This window comes from Streptomyces sp. NPDC001401, assembly GCF_042895385.1.
In the GTDB taxonomy this organism is placed as follows: domain Bacteria; phylum Actinomycetota; class Actinomycetes; order Streptomycetales; family Streptomycetaceae; genus Streptomyces.
In genome coordinates, this window is the sequence record NZ_JBIAWI010000001.1 from 112893 (window position 1) to 133107 (window position 20215).

Here is a 20215-nt window from a genome sequence, read left to right on the forward strand (position 1 = left end):
AAACAGGTCAAGCGCCCTGGACGGGACGGTTCCGGATCGATGCCGGTCAGTTCATCGTCGCCCCGATGGTCGTGCTGCCCGTCGTCAGGAATGTCGTCGCGGGCAGGGTGCCGCTCGAGCTGCGGGCGTTGTACGTCGTGGAGGCGTCCGTCGACTTGAACGCCGGTGTCGAGATCCCGGAGTCCCAGTTGTTTCCGGCCGAGGTGACCGCGGAGCCCTTGGTGACCGAGCCGCTGCCGTTGCTCACCGCGAGGTTCTTGCCGAGCTTGGCGGAGCTGGTGGCGAAGTAGTAGCCCCACTTGCCGTTGGCGTAGGCGGTGGTGCGGTTGATGACGATCGAGCCGGTGTTGGAGTTCTCGGTGAAGCCGTTGCCGGCGTTGCCCCAGGCGGCGGAGTTGTTGACGACGTGCGCGGGCGTGACGCCGTTGCCGCCGAGCTTGTAGCCGTTGCCGTTGCCCTCGAAGGCGGAGTCGCCCCAGCGGTTGACGCCGTTGCCGAAGGACCACGAGTGCTCGATGGTGACCGGGGACGAGAACGACCAGAGGTCGATGCCGTCGTCCGAGTTGTTGTACAGGCGCGCTCCGGTGACCAGGTTGCCGGTGCCGGAGCCGAATTTGATGGCCACGCCGTCCGCGTTCTGACCGTGGTTGGCGGCGTCGTAGTTGCCGTAACTGTCCAGGTTCTTGACGGTGTTGTTCACCGTCCCATCCCCGGTGAGCGTGAAGCCGGAGTCGCCGCCGTTGATGGTCTTGATGTTGTTCCAGTTGGTGCCGGTGCAGGACTGGCAGACGACCGCGCTGTCCGGGGAGTTCTGGAAGGTGATGTTGGAGACGTTCCAGTAGTCCGCGGTGAGCTTGAAGATCCAGGAGCCGGAGGGCAGCGAGGAGCCGTCGATCTTGACGGTCTCCGAGCCGTACGCGGTGAGGGTGATCGGCGACGACGAGGTGCCGTTGGCCGTGGACTGCAGGGTGGCCGTCGGGTAGTAGGTGCCGCCGCGGACCTGGATGACGGTGCCGGCGGTGGCGCTCTTGATGGCGTTGGACAGGTCGGTCGAGTTGCTGACGACCACGGTGGCGGCCTGGGCCTGGGTGGGGAGTACGGCGAGGCCGGCGCCCAGGGTCAGGGCCGCCACGGTGGCGAGTGCGGTACGACGAGACATGGAGAGCGGTTCCTTTCTCGTGCTGCTCGTGCGGGTTGGGGGACGGTTCACAGGACGGCCCTACGCACCGGGCCGCCAGTCGCCGAGGTATGTCTCCCGGGTGTGCAACCGCGCCTCGTCCTCGGTGAGTTGAGGCCGGTTCTCCGGGACCGTGATCACGGCTCCCGGGCCCGTGTTGCGGTACTCCCTGAAGCGCATGCTCTGCCAGGGGTAGGCGTCGCGCATGTTGATGTAGGGGGTGACCGGGTCGATCCCGGGCCCGATCCGGGAGTCCCGGACGACGAGGGACGGCCGGGCGGTCGTCTCGTACGACGGGACCCAGGGCCGGGCCAGCTTGTACGCCGCGTCCTCGGCGCCGGAGGTGATGCGGGAGCGGACGGCGAGGATGCCGTGCGGGTTGGCGCGGGCGGTGGAGGGGGCGAAGACCATGCCCTTGGGGGTGAAGTCCACGTCCCGCTGCAGGGTGTGGAAGTGGCACTCCTCGAACACGGCGGTCGCCCGCCCGAAGACGAAGTCGACGTCGCCCTCGATGTAGCAGTGGCGGAAGTACTGCCGGTCGAAGGCGTCGAGCGCGGTCGTGTCGACGAAGAGGGTGTCCTGGTGGGCCAGCAGCCGGACGTTCTCGAAGTGGGTGCGGTCGCCGTAGGTGTACGCGGCCACCGCCTGGGTGCCGGTGATGTCGGGGAAGTGCGCACGCAGCCAGTCGTTGGCGAGGGTCAGATCGCGGACGGTCAGTCCGGGGGCCGCGGAGGTGAACGTGGCGGAGCCCGGTGTCCCGTAAGTCGTGCCGTCGGGCTTCTTCGTGCCGTTCGCACGGTCGAAGACGATGACGGTGTCGCGCGGGTCGCAGGTGGCGCCGCGCATCGTCAACTCACCCTTGTCCGCGGGGATGTTGACGACCTCGCGATACGTCCCCGGATGCACGACGATCGTCCCGCCGGGCCCGTCCACCGCGTCCACGGCCGCCTGGACCGAGTCGCCGGGGCGGACGTGCAGAACCGTGCGGAGGTCCGGCTCGGGGCGGGCGCGCGCGAAGGCCGGTGTGGCGCCGACGGCGACGAGACCCCCGGCGATCGAGGTCAGGGAAGCCAGGAGGGTGCGCCGGGACAGCGTCTCAGCGGTCCTCATCTCAGCGGTCCTCGTCTCAGCAGCCCTCATCTCAGCAGCCCTCCGTCCATGGCGCCCAGTCGCCGAGGTAGGCCTCGCGGGTCGCCGACTCGGCCTGGGCGTCGGTGAGTTGGGGCCGGTTGTCCGGGACGCTGATCACGGCGCCGGGTCCGGTGTTGCGGTACTCGGCGAACCGCTGGTTCTGCCACGGGTGGGTGTCCGACATGTTGGTGTAGGGCGCGACCGCGTCGATGCCGGTGCCGAGGTGGGTGTCCCGGACGGTGAGCATCGGGCGGGCGGTGGTGTCGGAGCCGGGCACCCAGGGGCGGGCCAACTTGTAGCAGGCGTCGGGGGCTTCGCTGCTCACCCGGCTGCGCGTCACCAGGTAACCCCGCGGGTTGGCGACCGCCGTCGAGGGCGCGAAGACGAAGCCGTACGGGGCTGCGGCCAGGTCGGTGCGGTTCAGCGTCCGGAAGTGGCAGTCCTCGTACACCGCGGTCGCCCGCCCGAAGACGAAGTCGACGTCGCCCTCGACATAGCAGTGGGCGAAGTACTGGCGGGCGAACGTGCCGAGCGCCGTCGAGTCGGCGTACAGGGTGTCCTGGTGGCCGAGGAACCGGCAGTGGGTGAACGAACTCCGGTCGCCCTGCACCTTGATGGCCACCGCCTGTGTACCGGTGATGTCGGGGAAGTGCGCACGCAGCCAGTCGTTGGCGAAGGTGATCCAGCGAGCGGTGAAGCCGTCCGCCTGCACGGTCGTGGTGGCGGAACCGGTGGTGCCGTAGGTGCCGCCGCCGGGCTTGGGGGTGCCGGCGGCGTTGTCGTACACGATCACGACGTCACGGGGGTCCTCCGAGGCACCGATCCAGGTCGCCTCCGTGCGGGTGACGTCGACGGCGACCGTCTCCCGGTAGACGCCGGGGGCGAGAACCAGCGTCCGGCCGGTGCCGCTCGCGGCGGTCACGGCGGCCTGGACGGTGGTGAAGTCGCCGCGGCCCTGCCGGTCGACGTAGAGGGTGCCGGGCGTGCGGCGGCGGTCCGGCGAACCGTACCGGCCGAACGGGCGCGCCTTCGAGTCGGCCCGCGCGGGCGCCGAGGCGAGTCCGAGCGTGGCGGCCGCCCCGGCACTTGCGACGAGGAAACCCCTTCTGGACAAGGGGAGTTGAGGATGGAGCGAGGGCATACGGATGCTCCCTTGCAGTGCGGCTCTTGAGGGAAGCGGCCGGGGCGAGCGGTGCCCCGGCCGAGGGGCGTCAGCGCAGGCTGCCTGCGCCCGCGCAGTGGTCGACGATCCCGGGGACCGCCTCGGCCGGATCGACCTTGGTGCGCAGGGCCGGCGTCCAGCCGGCGCCCGACCGGAGGATCTCGGTGGGCACTTGGGCGTTGTGGACGGCGATCAGATCGGTCGGCTCACCGTTGACGTAGTTGTCGTCGGCGGTGAGCGGCGAGTCCTTCCACTTCTTCAGGATCTTTCCGGCCCCGACCCCGTCCGGCAGCGTGAACGCGTTGTGCTCGGCGACGAGTTGGGACTCCATGCCGATGCCGTAGCTGTAGGAGTAGCCGTCCTTGGCCACGAAGTGGTTGTTGTACGAGTCGACCTGTCCGAAGCGGACGCGCGGAGCCCGCTCCACCAGGTTCGAGAACAGGTTGTGATGGAAGGTGACCTTCAGATGCCCGCGGTCCACGGCGGCCGTCGAGGCGCTGTCGCTGTTGCCGATCAGGATCGTCTTGTCGTGGTCCTCGAAGACGTTCCAGGAGGCCGTGACGTAGTCGGCACCCTTGACGATGTCGAGCTCGCCGTCGTGCTGCTCGTAGATCCGCCCGTAGTAGTACGGCAGTGTGCTGTCCGGGTGGTCGCCGTCCGTGAACGTGTCGTGGTCCATCCACACATGGGTGGATCCGTAGATCACCGCGCTGTCGTACTCGGAGTTCCAGTTGCCGTCGGCGGTGTCGGTCGGATCCCACTGCGGGAAGCAGTCGAGCGGGCTCTCGAAGGTCAGGTTCCTGACGACGACATTGTCGACGGCCTTGATCTGCAGGCTGGCGCCCTTGAATCCGGCGTCCTTGCCGACGCCGATGATGGTGGTGTCGGCGGGCACGGCGGCCTTGATGTAGGCGTCCTGGTTGGCCTCGGAGGCGCGGCGCAGGCCCTCGGGGCTGTTGTCGGGCTCGCCGTCCAGGTTCTTGTCGTGGCCCCAGACCGCGGGGTCGTACGTCTTCAGATAGGTGTCGAAGTCGTACCCGGGCGCCTCGAAGGAGGCGCAGCTCGGGCCGTCGGCGTCGATCGTCCCCTTGACTCTGATGATCTTCGGCGCGCTGCCGCCGTCGGCGAGGGCGGCCTTGAAGCCGGCCCAGTCGGTGACGGTGTAGACGTGCGCGGCGTCCGCGGCCGCGCCACCGGTGGTGCCGGTGCCGTAGGAGCCCCAGCCGTCGTTCGCGCCGAGCGTCTGCCGGCCGAGGTCGCGGACCTGGGCGTGGGCGGAGGCGGCCCCCGTGACGCCGAGCACCAGGGCGGTGCACCCCACGAGGGACACTATGACGCGTCCATGACATTTCTGTGTACGCACTGTGCGGCTCTCCTTGGTCAGGCGACCGAGGCGCTGCTCGCCTCGGGCCAGGTGATCCAGGACGTGGGAATCTCCTCGTCCAGCCGGATGACGTCCCGCGGCGCGAGCACCCGCGTGCGCAGCAGCTCCCGCGCCACGAGCCGCGCCACGGCGATCGCGCCCGGCGGATTGAAATGGGTGTTGTCCTGCTCGGTCCCGGTCCAGTTGAAGTAGACCTTCGTCTCCTCGACCCCGAGCCGCTGCCACAGCGCGAGCGACAGCGCCTCGATGTCGAGCAGCGCCACCCGCTCCTGCTCGGCGAGCGCACGCATCGCCGCCGGATACTCGCCGTGGGTCGGCACGGCGTTCCCGTCCGCGTCGAACCTGCGACGCTCGACGGGCGTCGCCAGCACGGGCCGGGCACCGTGCGACCGCGCGCCCTCGATGTACTGGCGCAGATAGTCCTGGTACGTCGTCCAGGGCTCCGTGTAGCGGGTGGGGTCCTCGCTCTTCTCGTCGTTGTGCGCGAACTGCACGAGGAGGACGTCGCCGGGCCGGATCACGGAGAGGATCGCATCGAGCCGCCCCTCGTCGACGAAACTCTTCGAACTGCGCCCGTTCACCGCGTGATTGGCGACGGAAAGGTCCTTGCGCAGAAAGAAGGGAAGAGCCATGCCCCACCCGGTCTCGGGAGCGGCGTCGGCGTATTTCTGGGCGGCGGTGGAATCACCGGCGATATACAGCATGCGATGGCGCTGCACGGCCTGCGCACTGCCGATGCCCGCGAGCGCGAGAGGAACGGCGGCAACAGCCGCCAGGCCGACCTGTCTACGGGTAAGGGACACAACGGTTCCTTTCAGAACAGGGCTCGGGGAAATCCCCCTAGGGGCGCGGGGAACTGCGCGACCAGCCACAACGGCCCCGCAGTCCCCCACAAACCGAAACCACCCGATCTCAGTGGTTCTTCTTCCAGTCCACCTGCGCCTTGTTCAGCTGATCGGCCAGCGTGTCCAGAAACTCCTTCACGCTCATCTTCCCGAGCAGCACCTTCTGGAAATTCGGCTCGTTGTCGGCCTTGGAGATCGTGTTCCAGTCCGGCAGGTAGTACGGCAACTGCACGATCTTCGTGTCGGCCCCGTTCAACGCGGCAGCAGCCAGCTCCGTCGGCTCGGCCTTCTGAATCCACGCATCCTTCGCCGCTTCCGTGTTCGCCGGAATCTGCCCCGCGGACTCGTTGAACTTGGAGTTCTCCTCGTGCGAGACGGCGAACTCGACGAACTTCCAGGCGGCCGCCTTGTTCTTGCTGGACTTGAAGACACTCAGCCCGTCGACCGGGTTGGAGATCTGCACCCGCGTGCCGTCGTCCTGTGTCGGGTTGGGCAGCCCCCGGAACTTGTCCGCGCCCAGCGCCTTCAGATGGTCCTGATACGAACCGAGGTTGTGGCTCAGCATGCCGATCGTGCCGCTGTCCCACTGCGCGACCATCTTGGTGAAGTCGTTGTTGACGTCGGCGGACGGGGTGTCCTTCTTGTAGAGCGCGACGTACTTCTCCAGCGCGGCGACATTCCTCGGGTCGTTGACCGTGGTCTTGTCGCCGTTCCAGAACGAAGTGATACCGCTCTGGCTGTACGCCGCGTCCAGGGCCGGCGCAATGGAGCCCTCGCCGCCCCGAATGGTGAACCCGAACTCGTTCTTGCTCTTGTTCGTGAGCTTGTCGGCGGCCGCATAGAACTTCGACCAGGTGGTCGGCGCGTCCAGACCGGCCTTCTTGAACAGGTCGGTGCGGTACCACAGCGTGCCGTTGTTGGACGAGGTCGGTATCTGGTACAGCTTGTCGCCGCCGCCCGCGGCCTTGCTGCCGGCCAGCAGGTTCTCGCTCAGCTTGCCGTTCAGCGAGCTCTTCTCGAGGCGGCTGTCCAGCGGTTCGAGGGCGCCCTGGACCGCGACCTCGGCGAGCATCGCGGTGCCCACGCCGCCGACGTCCGGCAGTCCGCCGCCCTGGATGGCGGTGTCGTACTTGGACTGGGCACTCGCGGCCGGAATCCCGACGTAGTTGACCTTGATGTCCGGGTTCTTCTTCTCGAAGTCGGCGATGATCTCCTTCCAGATGTCGGTCCGGACACCGCCGTTGTTGTCCCAGAAGGTGATCTCGCCCTTGCCGGAGCCCTCGTTGCCCTTGTCCCCCGCGCTGCCGCTGCCGTCGTCGCCGCAGGCGGTGGCGGTCAGCGCGAGCACGGAGCCCAGGGCGACGGCGACGGCCGCGCGCCTGCTTCTGCGGATGCTGCTCTTCATTGGTCGGCTCTCTTCTTCTGGATCCAACGGAGATATGAAGTTGTGGGGGGTCTGCAGGGCCGGTCCGCCGTCACACCCGCCCCCGGCCCGACGTTGCGTAGGTCGTGCCGATCCGCTTCTGCGGCCCCGAGAACCGCGTCACCAGCGCCGGCACGGCAGCGGCCGGGTCCAGCCGGTAGTCGTAGAACTCCCGCGGATCGAAGGCGGCACCCCACTCGTCGGTCCGCCCAGTGGTGTTCTTCAGGATCGATCCGCGCTGTACCAACTCCGCGGTGGCGTCAGCCTGGTAGGGGTGCTGGACACCGTCGTAGTAACTGTTCTCGATGACCATCTTGGTGTGGCCCCGCGACCAGTTCCCGTATGTCCACACCGGGTCGCCGTCGGACACCTGCGCCGACAGGTAGTTGTTGTAGAGGTGGGCGTACGCGCAGTTGTCCGCGGACGGATTGCGCTGTTTCGTACCCGTGAACCAGTTGTGGTCGATGGTGACCTGGGTGATCACATTGGGTGTCCAGCCGATCCCGAACGCCTTGTTGTGATTGCTGAACACGTTGTACGAGACGGTGATGTACTGACTGTCCTTGCGCAGGTCGATCAGTCCGTCGCCCATGTGCGTGAGGCGGTTGTGGTCGATCCAGACGTGGTCGACGGTGTCCATCTGGATGGCGTCGAAGTCCTGCGTCTTGCCGTCCCAGTCGCCCTCGACGTAGGAGTCCCGGATCGTCAGATTGCGGATGATCACGTTGTGCGTGCCCGGGTTGAGGTGCAGTTCCCCGTGCACGATCTCGCCGGAGTCTCCGGCGCCGATGATGGTCTTGTCGGAGCCGACGACGATGTTCGACCCGAAGGGCTCGACGGCGATCGATCCCGAGACCCGGATGATGTACGGGTCCTCGGCCGCCGCGTACTTGGCCAGCGAGGCCTGGTCGGTGACTGTCACGACCCTGCCGCCCGCCCCGCCGGTGGTGCCACCGGCGAGCGAGGCGAAGCCGTGCGGCTTGTCGGTCCAGCGATCGGCAGAGGCAGAAGCCGATGCGGGTGCCGAAGTCCCCACCGGGCTTGCGGCCTTGGCCTGCCCGATCATCCCGAGGCTCAACGCGGCCACTGAGCCGATCACGGCGGCCAGAACTCTGCCGGCCCCCGGTCTCAGTCCTGGCAAGCGCTTGCTATGAAGGTGCTGCGTCATTGCGGCTCCCAACAGGCTTACGGGTGCGGTGGGTTACTCGGATGCGATGGGTGACAAGGGGTCGATCCTGAAGTGCGCGAAGGTTGCCGCGCCGGCGTGACCCGTGCCGACGGGCGCGAGCGCGAACAGGCCGAGCAGGGCGCCGACCCAGCGCCAGGGGGTGGCGGCGAAGACGGGGCCGGACGGACGCAGGCCCTCGCCGATGTCGTAAGAGAACCGGCAGCGCGCCCCGGCCCCGAGCTCGATCCGCAGCCGTACCCGCCCCTCTGGGGCGAGCCGCGGATGGGCGGCGTCCCGTTCCTGCTCGGCGACCCCCTCGGCGAACCGGTGCACGAGATGCACCGCCCCGTCGGCGCTCCGTTGCAGGCCGATCCAGCTGAACGCGTCCCCGAGGACGGCGAGCCCGGCCCGGGCGCCCGGCTCCTCGCTGTGCAGGGCGAGCTCCACCTCGACCGCCGACGGCGTGCCGGGCAGCCTCTGCGTAAGTACGTTCGCGAGTTTGCGCAGGTCGTGCGCGTCGGCCGAGCGGACGCAGGACAGCCGCAGCCCGTCGCCGGAGTGCTGGGTAGCCCAGCCGTCCTGCGGATTGGCGGTCCACGACCACTGGCGGCCGAAGCGTCCGCCGGGGAAGTCGTCGTCGGTGGCGGGCGCGGCGGGCGGCTGCGGCGGCAGGTCGGGACGTCGGTGTACGGCGACGGGGGCGCCGTCGTCCCCGAGCACCGGCCAGCCGTCCGTGCCCCAGCCCATCGGCTGGAGGTGCACGACCCTGCCGTAGGCGCCCCGCTGCTGGAAGTGCAGGAACCAGTCCTCGCCGGACGGGGTGCGCACCCAGCCGCCCTGGTGCGGCCCGTTGACGTCGGTGTCCTTCTGCTCCAGGACGACCTTCTCCTCGTAGGGCCCGAAGAAGCCGCGGGAGCGGAAGGCGCCCTGCCAGCCGGTCTCCACTCCCCCGGCGGGGGCGAGGATCCAGAACCAGCCGTCGTGTTTGTAGAGCTTGGGGCCCTCGAGGGTGAACCAGCCGGGGATGCGGTCACCGTCGACGATCAGCTTGCCCTCGTCGAGGAGTTCGGTGCCGTGGGGGTGCATACGGTGGCCGGTGAGGCGGTTCTTGACGCCGGAGCGGGACTTGGCCCAGGCGTGCACGAGGTAGGCCTCGCCGGTCTCCTCGTCCCACAGGGGGCAGGGGTCGATGAGTCCCTTGCCGGCCTTCACCAGGTGCGGTCGGGTCCAAGGGCCGCGTATCTCGGGGGCGTTGATCTGGAAGATGCCCTGGTCGGGGTCGCCCCAGAAGATCCAGAAGCGGTCGTCGTGGTGCCGGATCGAGGGTGCCCAGATTCCGCAGTCGTGGCGGGGGGTCCTGAACTCGCCTGCGGGTTCGAGGCGTTGGAGGGCGTGGCCGACCAGGGTCCAGTTGACGAGGTCTCGGGAGTGCAGGAGGGGCAGGCCGGGGGCGCGGCCGAAGCTGGAAGCGGTGAGGTAGAAGTCGTCGCCGACGCGGACGACGTCCGGGTCGGACCAGTCGGCATTGAGGACCGGGTTCGTGTAGACGTCGAGAACCGGGGTCGTGCAGCCGTCGTTCGTCACTGGCTCACCGCCTTGCGGACCAGCGCCGCCGCCTCGTTCCGGCTCGGGCGGCCGTCGGCGACGACGGTGACGATGCGCCGTACGACGGTCTCGCCGGGCGGGATCGGAAGCCGTTCGGTGTGCGCCAACGACGAGCCGACCCCCGGGTATTCGGCGGTGCGCACGAACCACGGGTCCCGGCGGGTCGTGTCCGTGGCGCCGGCGAAGACCAGGGTCCAGGTGGTGCCGGCGAGGGCGAGCCAGGCGGCGCGGGTGCCGTGCACCTCCGGTTCGCCCTCGCGGTCGGCGGTGAAGACGTGCGGGGTGTCGTGCTCCTTGCGGGCACGCCAGAAGAAACCGCCGTAGGCCGCGCCGGGGCGTCCGTTGGTGGCGGGGCTACCGATGGACAGGGGCCCGTCGGTGACATTCGTGAGCGAGAACGTGAAGTCCAACGCCCAGGCGGTGTCGGTGAGTTCGGTGGCCGCGACGGTGCGGCGCTCGCGCAGCAGTTCACCGCCGGACGCCACCCAGCGCAGTTCCTCCACGAAGCCGTCGGGGTCGCGGAGCTGGAAGGAGGTGTGGCGCTGGGCGCCGTGGTTGTCCAGCTCGGTCGGCCCCTGGTCGCGGACGAAGGTCCGCCCGCCCCAGAAGTTGTGCCCCTCGACGTCGGGAACGGCGACACCGACGCCGAGGTGGTGGGTGTGGTCGGCGGGGCTGAGCTCGGTGACCGCCGTGCCGGCCAGGGTGGTGACGGGGTGCAGATAGGGGCGCGGGGAGAGCCGGGCCGGCAGTTCGGGCCGGGTGACGTAGCGGCCGACCGGGCGGCCGGCGACGCGCAGGACGGGCGAGTCGGTGGTGGTCATCACGTGCTCACCTCTTTCGGTGGCACCCAGGTGGCGCCGAGCTCGGAGTAGAGGGAGAGGGTGTCGGCGGCGGCCGCGACGAGTCCGTCGATGCCGTCCACGACCCTGCGGCCCTCGTCGGGGATCAGGTGCCAGGCCCCGGCCGGCAGCGGGGCCGGGTCGGGGGCCTGTCGAATCGCTTCAACGACCTTCATGAAGGCGCCCGTCGACGCGGGAGTGACCAGGAGGTCGGTGCCGTCGGTGAGGTGGTCGACCAGGTTCTCCAGCAGGTCGGTTCGGCCGTACTCGTACTCCTCGGGCCCGTGGCCGGCGCGCTGGAGCAGGACGCGGTCCTGCTTGTACCAGAAGGTGATCCGGCCGCGGGTGCCGTGCACGACGACGTACGGCTCGTCGTCCCGCTCGGCGCACAACGTCGCTGCCACGGTGACCTGGCGGTCCTGTGCGGTGGTGACGCGGACACAGGAGGTGTCGTCGGACTCGATGTCGTTGGCGCGCAGCAGCTCGAGCTCGATGCCGGTGACGTCCTCGGCGTGTGTGGTGCCGTTGAGGGCGAGGGCGGTGGCGACGGCGTGCGCGAGGGGGTTGGTGAGCACTCCGTCGATCACGTCGACGCCGTTCAGGCGCCGCTTGCCCGCCCAGGGCGCCCGCCGGTAGTAGGCCTCGGCGCGCACCCAGGCGCCGGCCCCGCCGACGCCGACGACCTCGCCGACAGCTCCCTCGGCGACCATCCCCAGGATCGCCGGGACGGCGTGCGAGCCCAGCGACTGGAAGCCGATCTGGCAGACCACGCCCGCCTTGGCGACCCCGTCGGCCATCCGCTTGAACTGCGCATACGACGGCGCGGGCGGCTTCTCAAGCAGCAGGTGCACGCCCCTGCGGGCGGCCGTCAGCGCCAGGTCGGTGTGGGTGGGGATCGGTGTGCAGACGACGGCGATCCGGGCGCCGGTGGAGTCGAGGAGGGCGCCGAAGTCGGCGGACTGCTCGGGCGCGCCGAGGCCGTCCGGGATCTCGGCCCCGGTCAGCGGGGTCAGCTCGCAGATGCCTGCCAGCCGTACGATCCCCTTGTCCTGGAGGCGGCGGATGTTGTCCAGGTGCCAGCGGCCGTGGCCGCGTGCGCCTGCGAGAACGATGTCTGTGCTGCTCACGGGATCCTCCCTGCGCCCGCGCCGCGCGCCACCTCTCGGTCGGCCACCTCGGCGCTGTCAATCTTTGTGTGCAGGGTAGGCGTCCAGCCGACGTCGGCCGTGAGGTCGCGCTCGCTGCCCGAGTTGTAGGCGTTGTGGATCGCGAGCAGGTCGACGGGCCAGCCGTTGAAGAGGGTGCCGGTCTGGTGGAGGGCGGTGCCGTTCCAGCTCTTCACGAGGTCGGCGGCCTCGACATGGCCGGGCGTGTGGAAGGCGTTGCTCTCGGCGTAGATGCCGGACTCGGTGGAGACGCCGAGGGAGTACCGGTATTCGCTGCCCTCGGGGACGACGTACCGGTTGTCGTAGAGGTGCACCTGCCCGAAGCGGACGCGGGGTGCGCGCTGGACGACGGACTCGAACTGGTTGTGGTGCAGGGTGACCCGCAGCTTGCCCCGGTCGCCCGTCGCCGAGTCGCTGTTGCCGATGAGCATCGCCTTGTCGTGGTCGGCGAACCGGCTCCAGGAGACGGTGACCAGGTCGGAGCCGTTGGTGATGTCCAGCAGGCCGTCGTGGCGCAGGTAGTTGCGGGCGAAGCAGGTGGGCTCGGCGGAGTCCGGGTGCCCTTTGTCGGACGCGGTGACGTGGTCGATCCAGACGTGGGTGGCGCCGGTCAGCCAGATGTTGTCGTACGACGTCTTCCAGTCGCCGAGGCCGCCGGTGTTGGGCTGCCAGACGGGGAAGCAGTCGTAGGCGTCGCGCAGGTCGAGGTTGCGGATGATGACGTTGCTCGCGTCCTTGACCTGGAGATTTGCACCCTTCAGGACGGCAGAGTCGCCGAGTCCGACGAGGGTGGTGTTGGAGCCGACGGGCAGTGTGACCCGCTCCGCCTGCCGGGCCGCCGAGGCCTGCCGGGCCTCCTCCGGCGCGCCGCTGGGTTTGGCCGAACCCCAGGTGCGGGGGTCGTAGGCGGTCAGGTACTTCTTGAGGCTGTAGCCGTCGGTGGCGTAGTCGGCGCAGTCCAGGTGGTGGCCGTCGTCGTCGGTGTTGGCGTCGACGGTCCCGGCGATCTTGATGATCTTCGGGGTGTCGCTGCCGCCGTCGAGGGCGCGGGCGAGGCCGGCGCGGTCGGTGACGGTGTAGACGTGTGCGTTGTCGGCGGCCGACCCGCCGGTGGTGCCGGTGCCGTAGGCGGCCCAGCCGTCGTCGGCGGGGAGGGTGTCGCGGCTGATGTCCCGCGAGTCCCGGGAGTCGGCGTGTGCGGGGACGCACAGCGCCCCCAACACGGCGGCTGCTACGGCAATCTGACGGAGTCTCATCCCTTCACCGCCCCCGCACTGAAACCGGTGATCAGCCACTTCTGGATGAAGGCGAACACGATCACGACGGGTACGGCCGCGATGATGCCGCCCGCGGCGAGCGCGCCGAGGTCGACGCTGTCCGCGCTCATCAGGGTGTTGAGGCCGACCGGGATGGTCTGCTTGCTCTGGTCGCTCAGGAACATCAGGGCGAACAGGAAGTGGTTCCAGGCGTGCACGAAGGCGAAGGAGCCGACGGCGATCAACCCGGGCCGCAGCAGCGGGAGTACGACGATCCGGAAGGCGGTGAACCGGTTGCAGCCGTCGACCCAGGCGGCCTCTTCCAGCGAGTACGGCACGTTCCGGATGAACCCGCTGATCAGGATCATCGACAGCGGCAGCTGGAAGACGGTCTCGGCGATGATGACGCTGGCCAGCGAGTTGATCATCCGCAGGTTGGCGAAGATCTCGAACAGCGGCACCAGGAGCAGCGCGCCCGGCACGAACTGCGTGCAGAGCAGGGCCAGCATGAACGCCTTCTTGATCCGGAAGTTGAAGCGGGCGAGGGCGTAGCCACCGGCCAGCGCGACCAGGGTCGTCATCACCAGGGTCGCGACGCCGACGAGCACGCTGTTCTGGAAGTAGGTGCCGAAGGCCCGCTCGTTCCAGACCTTCTCGAAGTGGTCGAACGTCATCGGCCAGGGCACGAGCGAGGTCGAGCCGGCCGGGCGGAGAGCGAACAGGAGGATCCAGTAGAAGGGGATCAGAGTGAAGAGGAGGTAGATCGACAGGGGGACGTAGATCTGCCGGCGGGGGACCTCGTCCCAGGACCGGCGCTTCTTTCGCGGCCGGGCGGGCTCGGCCGCCAGGCGCTGCGGCGCGGGGGCGATCTCGGTGATCACTTCTCCTCACCTCCGAACTTGCTCAGCCGCAGATAGACCATCGAGCAGAAGAGCAGAATCACGAACGCCACCGTGGTCAGGGCGGATGCGTAGCCGAAGTTGTGGGCGTCGACGCTGGTGTTGGCGATGTAGAGCGGGAGCGTCGTCGTCTCGCCGGCCGGTCCGCCGCCGGTGAGGGTGTAGAGCAGGTCGACGTTGTTGAACTCCCACACCGCGCGCAGCAGCGTCGACAGGACGATGGCGTCCTTCAGGTGCGGCAAGGTGATGTGCCAGAACTGCTTGATGCGGCTCGCCCCGTCGACCTCGGCGGCCTCGTACAGGTCCTTCGAGACGGACTGCAGGTCGGCGAGGATGAGGATCGCGAAGAAGGGGACGCCTCGCCAGAGGTCGGCAACTATCGCCGCGGGGAAGACGGTTGAGGTGTCCGACAGCCAGCTGGTGCCGTACGAGCCGATGCCCATGTCCGCGAGGTAACGGGTGATGCCCGTCTGGGAGTTGTAGAGCAGCACCCAGATCGCGGAGGTCAGCACACCGGACACGGCCCACGGGGAGAAGACGAGCGCACGGCCCACCGCGCGCCCCACGAAGGTCTGGTTGACGATGAGGGCGAGTGCGAGACCGAACAGCAGCTGCAGACCCACCTCGACAATGACCCACTTGGCGCTGAAGGTCAGCGTGTCCCAGAACTGGGTGTCCTTGGTGAAGATCTGGACGAAGTTGTCGAAGCCCGCGTAGCCGTTCCGCCACGGCTTGGTGGGGTTGAAGTTCTGCAGGCTGTAGTAGAAGACACTGATCACTGGGTAGGCGATGAAGCCCAGCATGAGCAGGGCCGCCGGGGCGATCAGCAGATACGGCAGTCTGCGCGGCGTGGCGGAGGCACGGCGCCGCCGGGGTGGCGCGGGCGGTTTCGCCACGGCTGCGGCTTGGGCCATGACTGTTCTCCGTTCTCGGTACGTCGTGTCTTGCGTCGTACGGGAAGCGCTTTCTCCCTGTGCATGCGTGTGCGCTGTCGTGCTGCTGTGCGGGTCAGCCCGCGTACGGGTCCGCGACCTTGCCCGGACGGGCCAGGAACTCGAAGTCGCAGCCGGTGTCGGCCTGGGTGATCTGTTCGTTGTAGAGCGCGCCGTAGCCACGCTCGTAACGGGTGGGCGGCGGCGTCCACTCCGCCCTCCTGCGCTCCAACTCCTCGTCGTCCACGTTGAGTTGAAGGGTTCGGGCCTCGACGTCCAGGGTGATCGAGTCGCCCGTGCGGACAAGTGCGAGTGGCCCACCGATGTACGACTCGGGCGCGATGTGCAGCGCGCACGTGCCGTAGCTCGTGCCGCTCATCCGGGCGTCGGAGATCCGCACCATGTCCCGCACGCCCTGCTTGAGCAGGTGGTCCGGGATGGGCAGCATCCCGTACTCGGGCATGCCCGGGCCGCCCTTGGGTCCGGCGTTGCGCAGCACCAGCACGCTGTCGGCGGTGATGTTCAACTCCGGGTCGTTGATGGTGCGTTGCATGGTCTTGTAGTCGTCGAAGACGACCGCGGGACCGGTGTGCTTGAGCAGGTGCGGCTCGGCGGCGATGTGCTTGATGACGGCGCCGTCGGGGCAGAGGTTGCCGTGCAGGACGGCAACGCCGCCCTCGCTTGCGACCGGGTTCTCTCGGGTGCGGATGACGTCGTCGTTGTGGACGACGGCGCCCTCGATCTGCTCTCCCAGGGTGCCGTTGACCGTCGGCCGGTCCAGGTGCAGCAGGTCGGCGATCCGGGAGAGGAAGGCGGGCAGGCCGCCGGCGAAGTGGAAGTCCTCCATGAGGTACGTCCGTCCGCCGGGGCGGACGTTCGCGAGCACCGGCACCGTACGCGCGACGCGGTCGAAGTCGTCGAGAGTCAGGGGCACTTGGCAGCGTCCCGCCATCGCGATCAGGTGGATGACGGCGTTGGTGGAACCGCCGAGCCCGAGCACCGTGGTGACGGCGTCCTCGAAGGCCTCGCGGGTGAGGATCTCCGACGGCCTGAGCCCGCTCCAGGCGAGCTCCACGGCGCGGCGCCCGGATGCGGCGGCCATCCGCTCGTGCCCGGAGTCGACGGCCGGGATCGAGGAGGCACCCGGCAGTGTCATACCGAGTACTTCCGCCGCCGCGGTCATCGTGGACGCGGTCCCCATGGTCATGCAGTGACCGGGTGAGCGCGCCAACCCGCCCTGGAGCTCCCGCAGTTCGCAGTCCGACAGGTTGCCCGCGCGGTGCTCGTCCCAGTACTTCCACATGTCGGTACCGGACCCGAGGGTCTCCCCGCGCCAGTGCCCCGGCAGCATCGGCCCGGCGGGCACGAAGATCGACGGTACGTCGGCCGAGGCCGCGCCCATGAGCAGTGCCGGCGTCGACTTGTCACAGCCCCCGAGCAGTACCGCCGCGTCGACCGGGTACGACCGCAGCAGCTCCTCCGTCTCCATCGCGAGCAGGTTGCGGTAGAGCATCGGGGTGGGCTTCTGGTACGTCTCCGAGAGCGTGGCGACGGGGAACTCGAGCGGGAAGCCCCCGGCCTGCCACACGCCCCGCTTGACCGCTTCGGCGCGCTCGCGCAGATGGACGTGGCAGGGGTTGATGTCGGACCAGGTGTTGAGTACGGCGATCACCGGGCGGCCCCGGTACTCCTCCGCCTCGTAACCCAGCTGGCGCATACGGGCGTTGTGCGACCAGGTGCGCAACTGGCCCTCGGCGCCGTACCACTGGTGGCTTCTGAGCTCCTCCGGCGACTTCATATGGCCCAACCGGCGGCTATGGCGGCGACCTCGGCGCGCTCGTCCTCGGGCAGCAGCTTGCTCGGCGGGCGCACGTCACGGCGGCACAGGCCGAGGGAGGCGAGGGCCTCCTTGACGACGGTGACGTTGTTGGCGGAGCCGCCCGCCGCACGGAGTTCCTCGAAGCGGCGGATCTGCTCCCAGACCTTCATGGCGGCCGGATAGTCGCCGGATCGAAGCGCTTCGATCATATTCAGCGAAACGGACGGGGCGACGTTCACGAGTCCGGAGGTGAAGCCGGTGGCGCCCGCGGAGAAGTACGAGGGCGCGTACGGCTCGGCCAGCCCCGCCACCCACACGAAGCGTTCGAGGCCCGCGTCCCGGGCGAAGGCGGCGAACTTGGCGGCGTCCGGGACGGCGTACTTGACGCCGATGACGTTCGGGCAGGCATCGGCGAGTTCGGCGAGGCGGGCGCCGGCCAGCTGGGCGTTGCGGATGTACGGGACGACGCCCAGTTCGGGGACCGCCTCGGCGATGGCACGGTGGTAGTCGACCCAGCCGCCCTGGGAGACGTACGGGTGGACGGGCTGATGGACCATCACCATCTGGGCGCCGTGCTCGCCGGCGTGCCGCGCGGAGGCGATGGCGGTGGGCACGTCGTGGCCGACGCCGACGAGAACGACGGCGCGACCGCCGGTCTCGTCGAGGGTCAACTCGGTGACGAGCCTGCGTTCTTGGGGGGCGAGGGCGTAGAACTCGCCGGTGTTTCCGTTGGGGGTGAGGATGCTGATCCCGCCCTCGAGCAGCCGACGCAGCAGGGCCCGGTGGGCGTCCTGGTCGACGGTGCCGTCCTCGGCGAACGGGGTCACCGGGATCGCCACCACGTCGGCCAGGGCCGCCCGTTGGGTCTCGAACGTCACGCTGCTCATGCGGTGCCTTCCTGGTTCGCTGCCGGGTTCGCTGCCTGGTCCGTTGCCTGGGGGAACGCTCGCTCGACGAAGGACGCGATATGGGCGTGCAGGGCGCGGGCCGCGCCGTCGGCGTCACCCCCCAGGGCGAGCCGCAGGATCTCCCGGTGCTCGCCGGCCTCCCGCTCCCAGGAGGGCGAGGCCGCCCAGGCCACGGCGGAGACGAGGGCGGCCTGGTCGCGGACCTCGTCGAGCATGCGGCCGAGCAGCGGGTTGCCGCAGGGCAGGTACAGGGCGCGGTGGAACTCCCGGTTGGCGAGAGACCGTTCGGCGGTGTCGGTGGCGTCGTCGGCCCTGGTCAGTGCAGTGCGTGCGGCGTCGAGGGAGGCCCCCCGCCGCACCGCCCGCCTGAGGGCCTCGGGCTCCAGCAGCAGCCGCACGTCGTACACCTCGCGCGCCATGTCCGCGTCCACCATGCGCACCGTGACGCCCTTGTACTGGCTCATCACGACGAGCCCGGTGCCGGCCAGGGTCTTGAGCGCCTCGCGCACGGGGGTCTTGGACACCCCGAACTGCGCGGCGAGCTCGGTCTCGACCAGGGCCTGGCCCGGCGTCAACTGCCCGGTGAGGATGCGGTGTTTGATCGCGTCCAGCACGTACTGCGTGCGGGACGGGATCGGGGTGGGCACAGAGGTCATGCGCGCCTCTCGGATCTCGCGTATCGGATCTCGCGTATCGCGTCTCATATATGACGTACGAAGTACGACGCGTTGAAGGTAGGAGGGGGCGCATGTTTCGTCAATGCTTCTGACAAAGGGAGTTGGGGTTGCCGGGGCGGGTGGCTCAGACGGTCCTGGTCACGCCCTCGCGCGCGGTGGAGGTCGGTCCGCCGAAGGCCCAGGCGGCACGTTCGGTGGCCGACTCCGGGGTGAGCGTGGGTCCGACGTGGGTGATGAGCAACTCTCGTACGGCGGCGACGCGGGCGGCGCGTCCCGCATCCTCCGGCGTCAGATGCACCTGTTCACCTTCGCGATGCGCGTCGATGTCAGCCTCGCAGAGGAACAGGTCTGCGTCGGCGGCGAGTTCGGTGAGTCCGTCGCACGGCCCGCTGTCCCCGGAGTAGGCGAGCACCCGCCCCTCGCACTCGGCACGCAGCCCGTAGGCCTCGACGTCGTGGGCGACGGCATGGGAGGTGAGGAGCAGGTCGCCGTGGCGGGCGGTATGGCCGTCGTGGAGCGGACGGAAGTCGAAAATGCCGCTCAGGAAACCGGCGTCGGGGCGCCCGAAGAACCCGGCGAGGCGCTGGGCGCATTCGCCGGGGGCGTACATGGGGATGGGCGCGGGCGGGGTGAGACCGCCGTACGCGAGGCCGTAGACGGCGGACAACAGATCGGCGTTGTGATCTGCATGGAGGTGCGAGATCCAGATCCCGCTCAAGCGCGCCGGATCCGTGTGCCGCTGCAACTCAGCGAAGGTCCCGGGCCCGGCGTCCACCCATACTTCGGCGCCACCGCCACGCACCAGATACCCGGAGCAGGGGCGACCGGGCTGCGGGTGCGGGGAGGCGGTGCCGAGGACGGTGAGGGTGAGGGGCATGCGGGGAGCGTACGGTCCGGCCGTGGGCCGCGCGCCCGGTTTACGGGCGGGCGCCGGGCTCGACAGCGGGCACGCCTTGCTCGCCGGGTGCCGGGCCCGGTATCCGTGTCTGGTCCGATGCCGGCGTGGGCTCCCAGCCGGTCTGCGGCATCCACGCCCGCTCGTCCACAGCGAACGGGCCCGGCCGCCGCCCATACGAGGCGGCGTGCGCGCCCGGCCCGATGCAAGCGTCCACGCCCGCGCGTCTACGACGTGCGCGCCCAGTTCGGATCCCGCCCGCTCAGCCCCACCGCCCGGTCCAGCAGCGAAGCATCCGCCGGCACCGGTACCACGGGGCCGAAGATGCCGCCGCCCCGGCTCGGGTCGTTGGCCGCCGCCAGCAGGAAGTCGTGCGAGGCCTGCAGCGCGGCCGGGTCGGGGGCGTAGTCCTGGCCGGTGGCACTGGCCAGGTCCCAGCCGTGGATCACCAGTTCGTCGACGGCGACGAGACCCGCCACCTCGCCCGGGAGGTCCACGCCGCCCGCGCGGGTCATGCCGGTCCAGGCGGCCGGGTCGCGCCAGGCGTCGGCAAGTTCGTCGAGGACCTTCGGCAGCTCTTCGCGCCAGCCGGGGCCGATGTCGGGCGCGGCGGCGTCCGGGGCGGTATTCGTCGTGACGCCCAGGTCCTTGCGGGCGGCGTCGCGGAAGGCGACGGACAGCCCGAGCACATGGCCCAGCATGTTGCGCACCGCGCAGTCCGGGCAGGGCGTCGCGTCCGCCAGCTGCCCGTCGCTCAGGCCCTCCGCGAGCCGCGCGATCACGCGTGTCTGGGGTCCCAGGTCGAGGGTCGTGTCAGTCATGCACTGCTCCTCACGATCGTGTCTCGTGGATGTAGACCGACGGCGCCCGGGAAACTCATCGGCCCGCTGTTTCCAGGGCATCTGCCCGATGCTCACGCCGCCGCCTTA

Annotated in this window: 17 protein-coding genes and 1 pseudogene; all 18 read right to left on the reverse strand. The window is 69.5% G+C overall.

The genetic code is table 11. The features are described from left to right. Window positions 1-46: 46 nt before the first annotated feature. Window positions 47-1159 carry a chondroitinase-B domain-containing protein gene (locus ACFY10_RS00545; RefSeq protein ID WP_390662797.1) on the reverse strand — a complete coding sequence of 371 codons (1113 nt, stop codon included), beginning with the start codon at window positions 1157-1159 and terminating at the stop codon, window positions 47-49. 60 nt (window positions 1160-1219) lie between these two features. After that, window positions 1220-2269: a pectinesterase family protein gene (locus tag ACFY10_RS00550; protein ID WP_390664103.1), complete on the reverse strand. Its 1050-nt coding sequence runs from the start codon at window positions 2267-2269 to the stop codon at window positions 1220-1222. Between the two features lie 49 nt (window positions 2270-2318). Continuing rightward, window positions 2319-3449 (reverse strand): pectinesterase family protein, encoded by a 1131-nt coding sequence (locus ACFY10_RS00555; RefSeq protein ID WP_390662798.1) that lies wholly within the window; start codon window positions 3447-3449, stop codon window positions 2319-2321. Between the two features lie 70 nt (window positions 3450-3519). After that, complete coding sequence (locus ACFY10_RS00560) at window positions 3520-4833, reverse strand: polysaccharide lyase family 1 protein (RefSeq protein ID WP_390662799.1); 1314 nt, start codon at window positions 4831-4833, stop codon at window positions 3520-3522. Between the two features lie 17 nt (window positions 4834-4850). After that, window positions 4851-5657 carry a rhamnogalacturonan acetylesterase gene (locus tag ACFY10_RS00565; protein ID WP_390662800.1) on the reverse strand — a complete coding sequence of 269 codons (807 nt, stop codon included), beginning with the start codon at window positions 5655-5657 and terminating at the stop codon, window positions 4851-4853. Window positions 5658-5766: 109 nt separating this feature from the next. Then, window positions 5767-7104: an ABC transporter substrate-binding protein gene (locus ACFY10_RS00570; RefSeq protein ID WP_390662801.1), complete on the reverse strand. Its 1338-nt coding sequence runs from the start codon at window positions 7102-7104 to the stop codon at window positions 5767-5769. A 103-nt stretch (window positions 7105-7207) separates the two neighbouring features. Beyond that, window positions 7208-8290 (reverse strand): annotated as a pseudogene (locus tag ACFY10_RS00575) (polysaccharide lyase family 1 protein); the annotation flags it as partial. Between the two features lie 33 nt (window positions 8291-8323). Then, complete coding sequence (locus ACFY10_RS00580; protein WP_390662802.1) at window positions 8324-9874, reverse strand: family 43 glycosylhydrolase; 1551 nt, start codon at window positions 9872-9874, stop codon at window positions 8324-8326. Further along, window positions 9871-10716, reverse strand: a complete 846-nt coding sequence (locus ACFY10_RS00585; RefSeq protein ID WP_390662803.1) for a PmoA family protein — start codon at window positions 10714-10716, stop codon at window positions 9871-9873. The genes ACFY10_RS00580 and ACFY10_RS00585 overlap by 4 nt, the downstream gene beginning before the upstream one ends. After that, window positions 10716-11861, reverse strand: a complete 1146-nt coding sequence (locus tag ACFY10_RS00590) for a Gfo/Idh/MocA family protein (RefSeq protein WP_390662804.1) — start codon at window positions 11859-11861, stop codon at window positions 10716-10718. The genes ACFY10_RS00585 and ACFY10_RS00590 overlap by 1 nt, the downstream gene beginning before the upstream one ends. Beyond that, the gene (locus ACFY10_RS00595; RefSeq protein ID WP_390662805.1) at window positions 11858-13156 is read right to left on the reverse strand and encodes a polysaccharide lyase family 1 protein; all 1299 of its coding nucleotides are present in this window, start codon (window positions 13154-13156) and stop codon (window positions 11858-11860) included. The genes ACFY10_RS00590 and ACFY10_RS00595 overlap by 4 nt, the downstream gene beginning before the upstream one ends. Beyond that, on the reverse strand, window positions 13153-14037 hold the full coding sequence (locus ACFY10_RS00600; RefSeq protein ID WP_390662806.1) for a carbohydrate ABC transporter permease: 885 nt from the start codon (window positions 14035-14037) through the stop codon (window positions 13153-13155). The genes ACFY10_RS00595 and ACFY10_RS00600 overlap by 4 nt, the downstream gene beginning before the upstream one ends. Beyond that, window positions 14034-14969, reverse strand: a complete 936-nt coding sequence (locus ACFY10_RS00605; protein ID WP_390662807.1) for a carbohydrate ABC transporter permease — start codon at window positions 14967-14969, stop codon at window positions 14034-14036. Before ACFY10_RS00605 ends, ACFY10_RS00600 begins: the two co-directional genes overlap by 4 nt. Before the next feature lie 94 nt (window positions 14970-15063). Beyond that, a complete protein-coding gene (gene araD, locus ACFY10_RS00610; protein WP_390662808.1) occupies window positions 15064-16785 on the reverse strand; it encodes an L-arabinonate dehydratase in 1722 nt (573 codons plus the stop codon). After that, entirely contained in the window at window positions 16782-17693 is a 912-nt protein-coding gene (locus tag ACFY10_RS00615) for a dihydrodipicolinate synthase family protein (protein WP_390662809.1), read from the reverse strand. The genes araD and ACFY10_RS00615 overlap by 4 nt, the downstream gene beginning before the upstream one ends. Next, window positions 17690-18370: a GntR family transcriptional regulator gene (locus ACFY10_RS00620; RefSeq protein WP_390662810.1), complete on the reverse strand. Its 681-nt coding sequence runs from the start codon at window positions 18368-18370 to the stop codon at window positions 17690-17692. The genes ACFY10_RS00615 and ACFY10_RS00620 overlap by 4 nt, the downstream gene beginning before the upstream one ends. Window positions 18371-18515: 145 nt before the next feature. After that, complete coding sequence (locus ACFY10_RS00625; RefSeq protein ID WP_390662811.1) at window positions 18516-19268, reverse strand: MBL fold metallo-hydrolase; 753 nt, start codon at window positions 19266-19268, stop codon at window positions 18516-18518. A 245-nt stretch (window positions 19269-19513) separates the two neighbouring features. Beyond that, complete coding sequence (locus ACFY10_RS00630) at window positions 19514-20107, reverse strand: TIGR03086 family metal-binding protein (protein ID WP_390662812.1); 594 nt, start codon at window positions 20105-20107, stop codon at window positions 19514-19516. Window positions 20108-20215 lie beyond the last annotated feature (108 nt).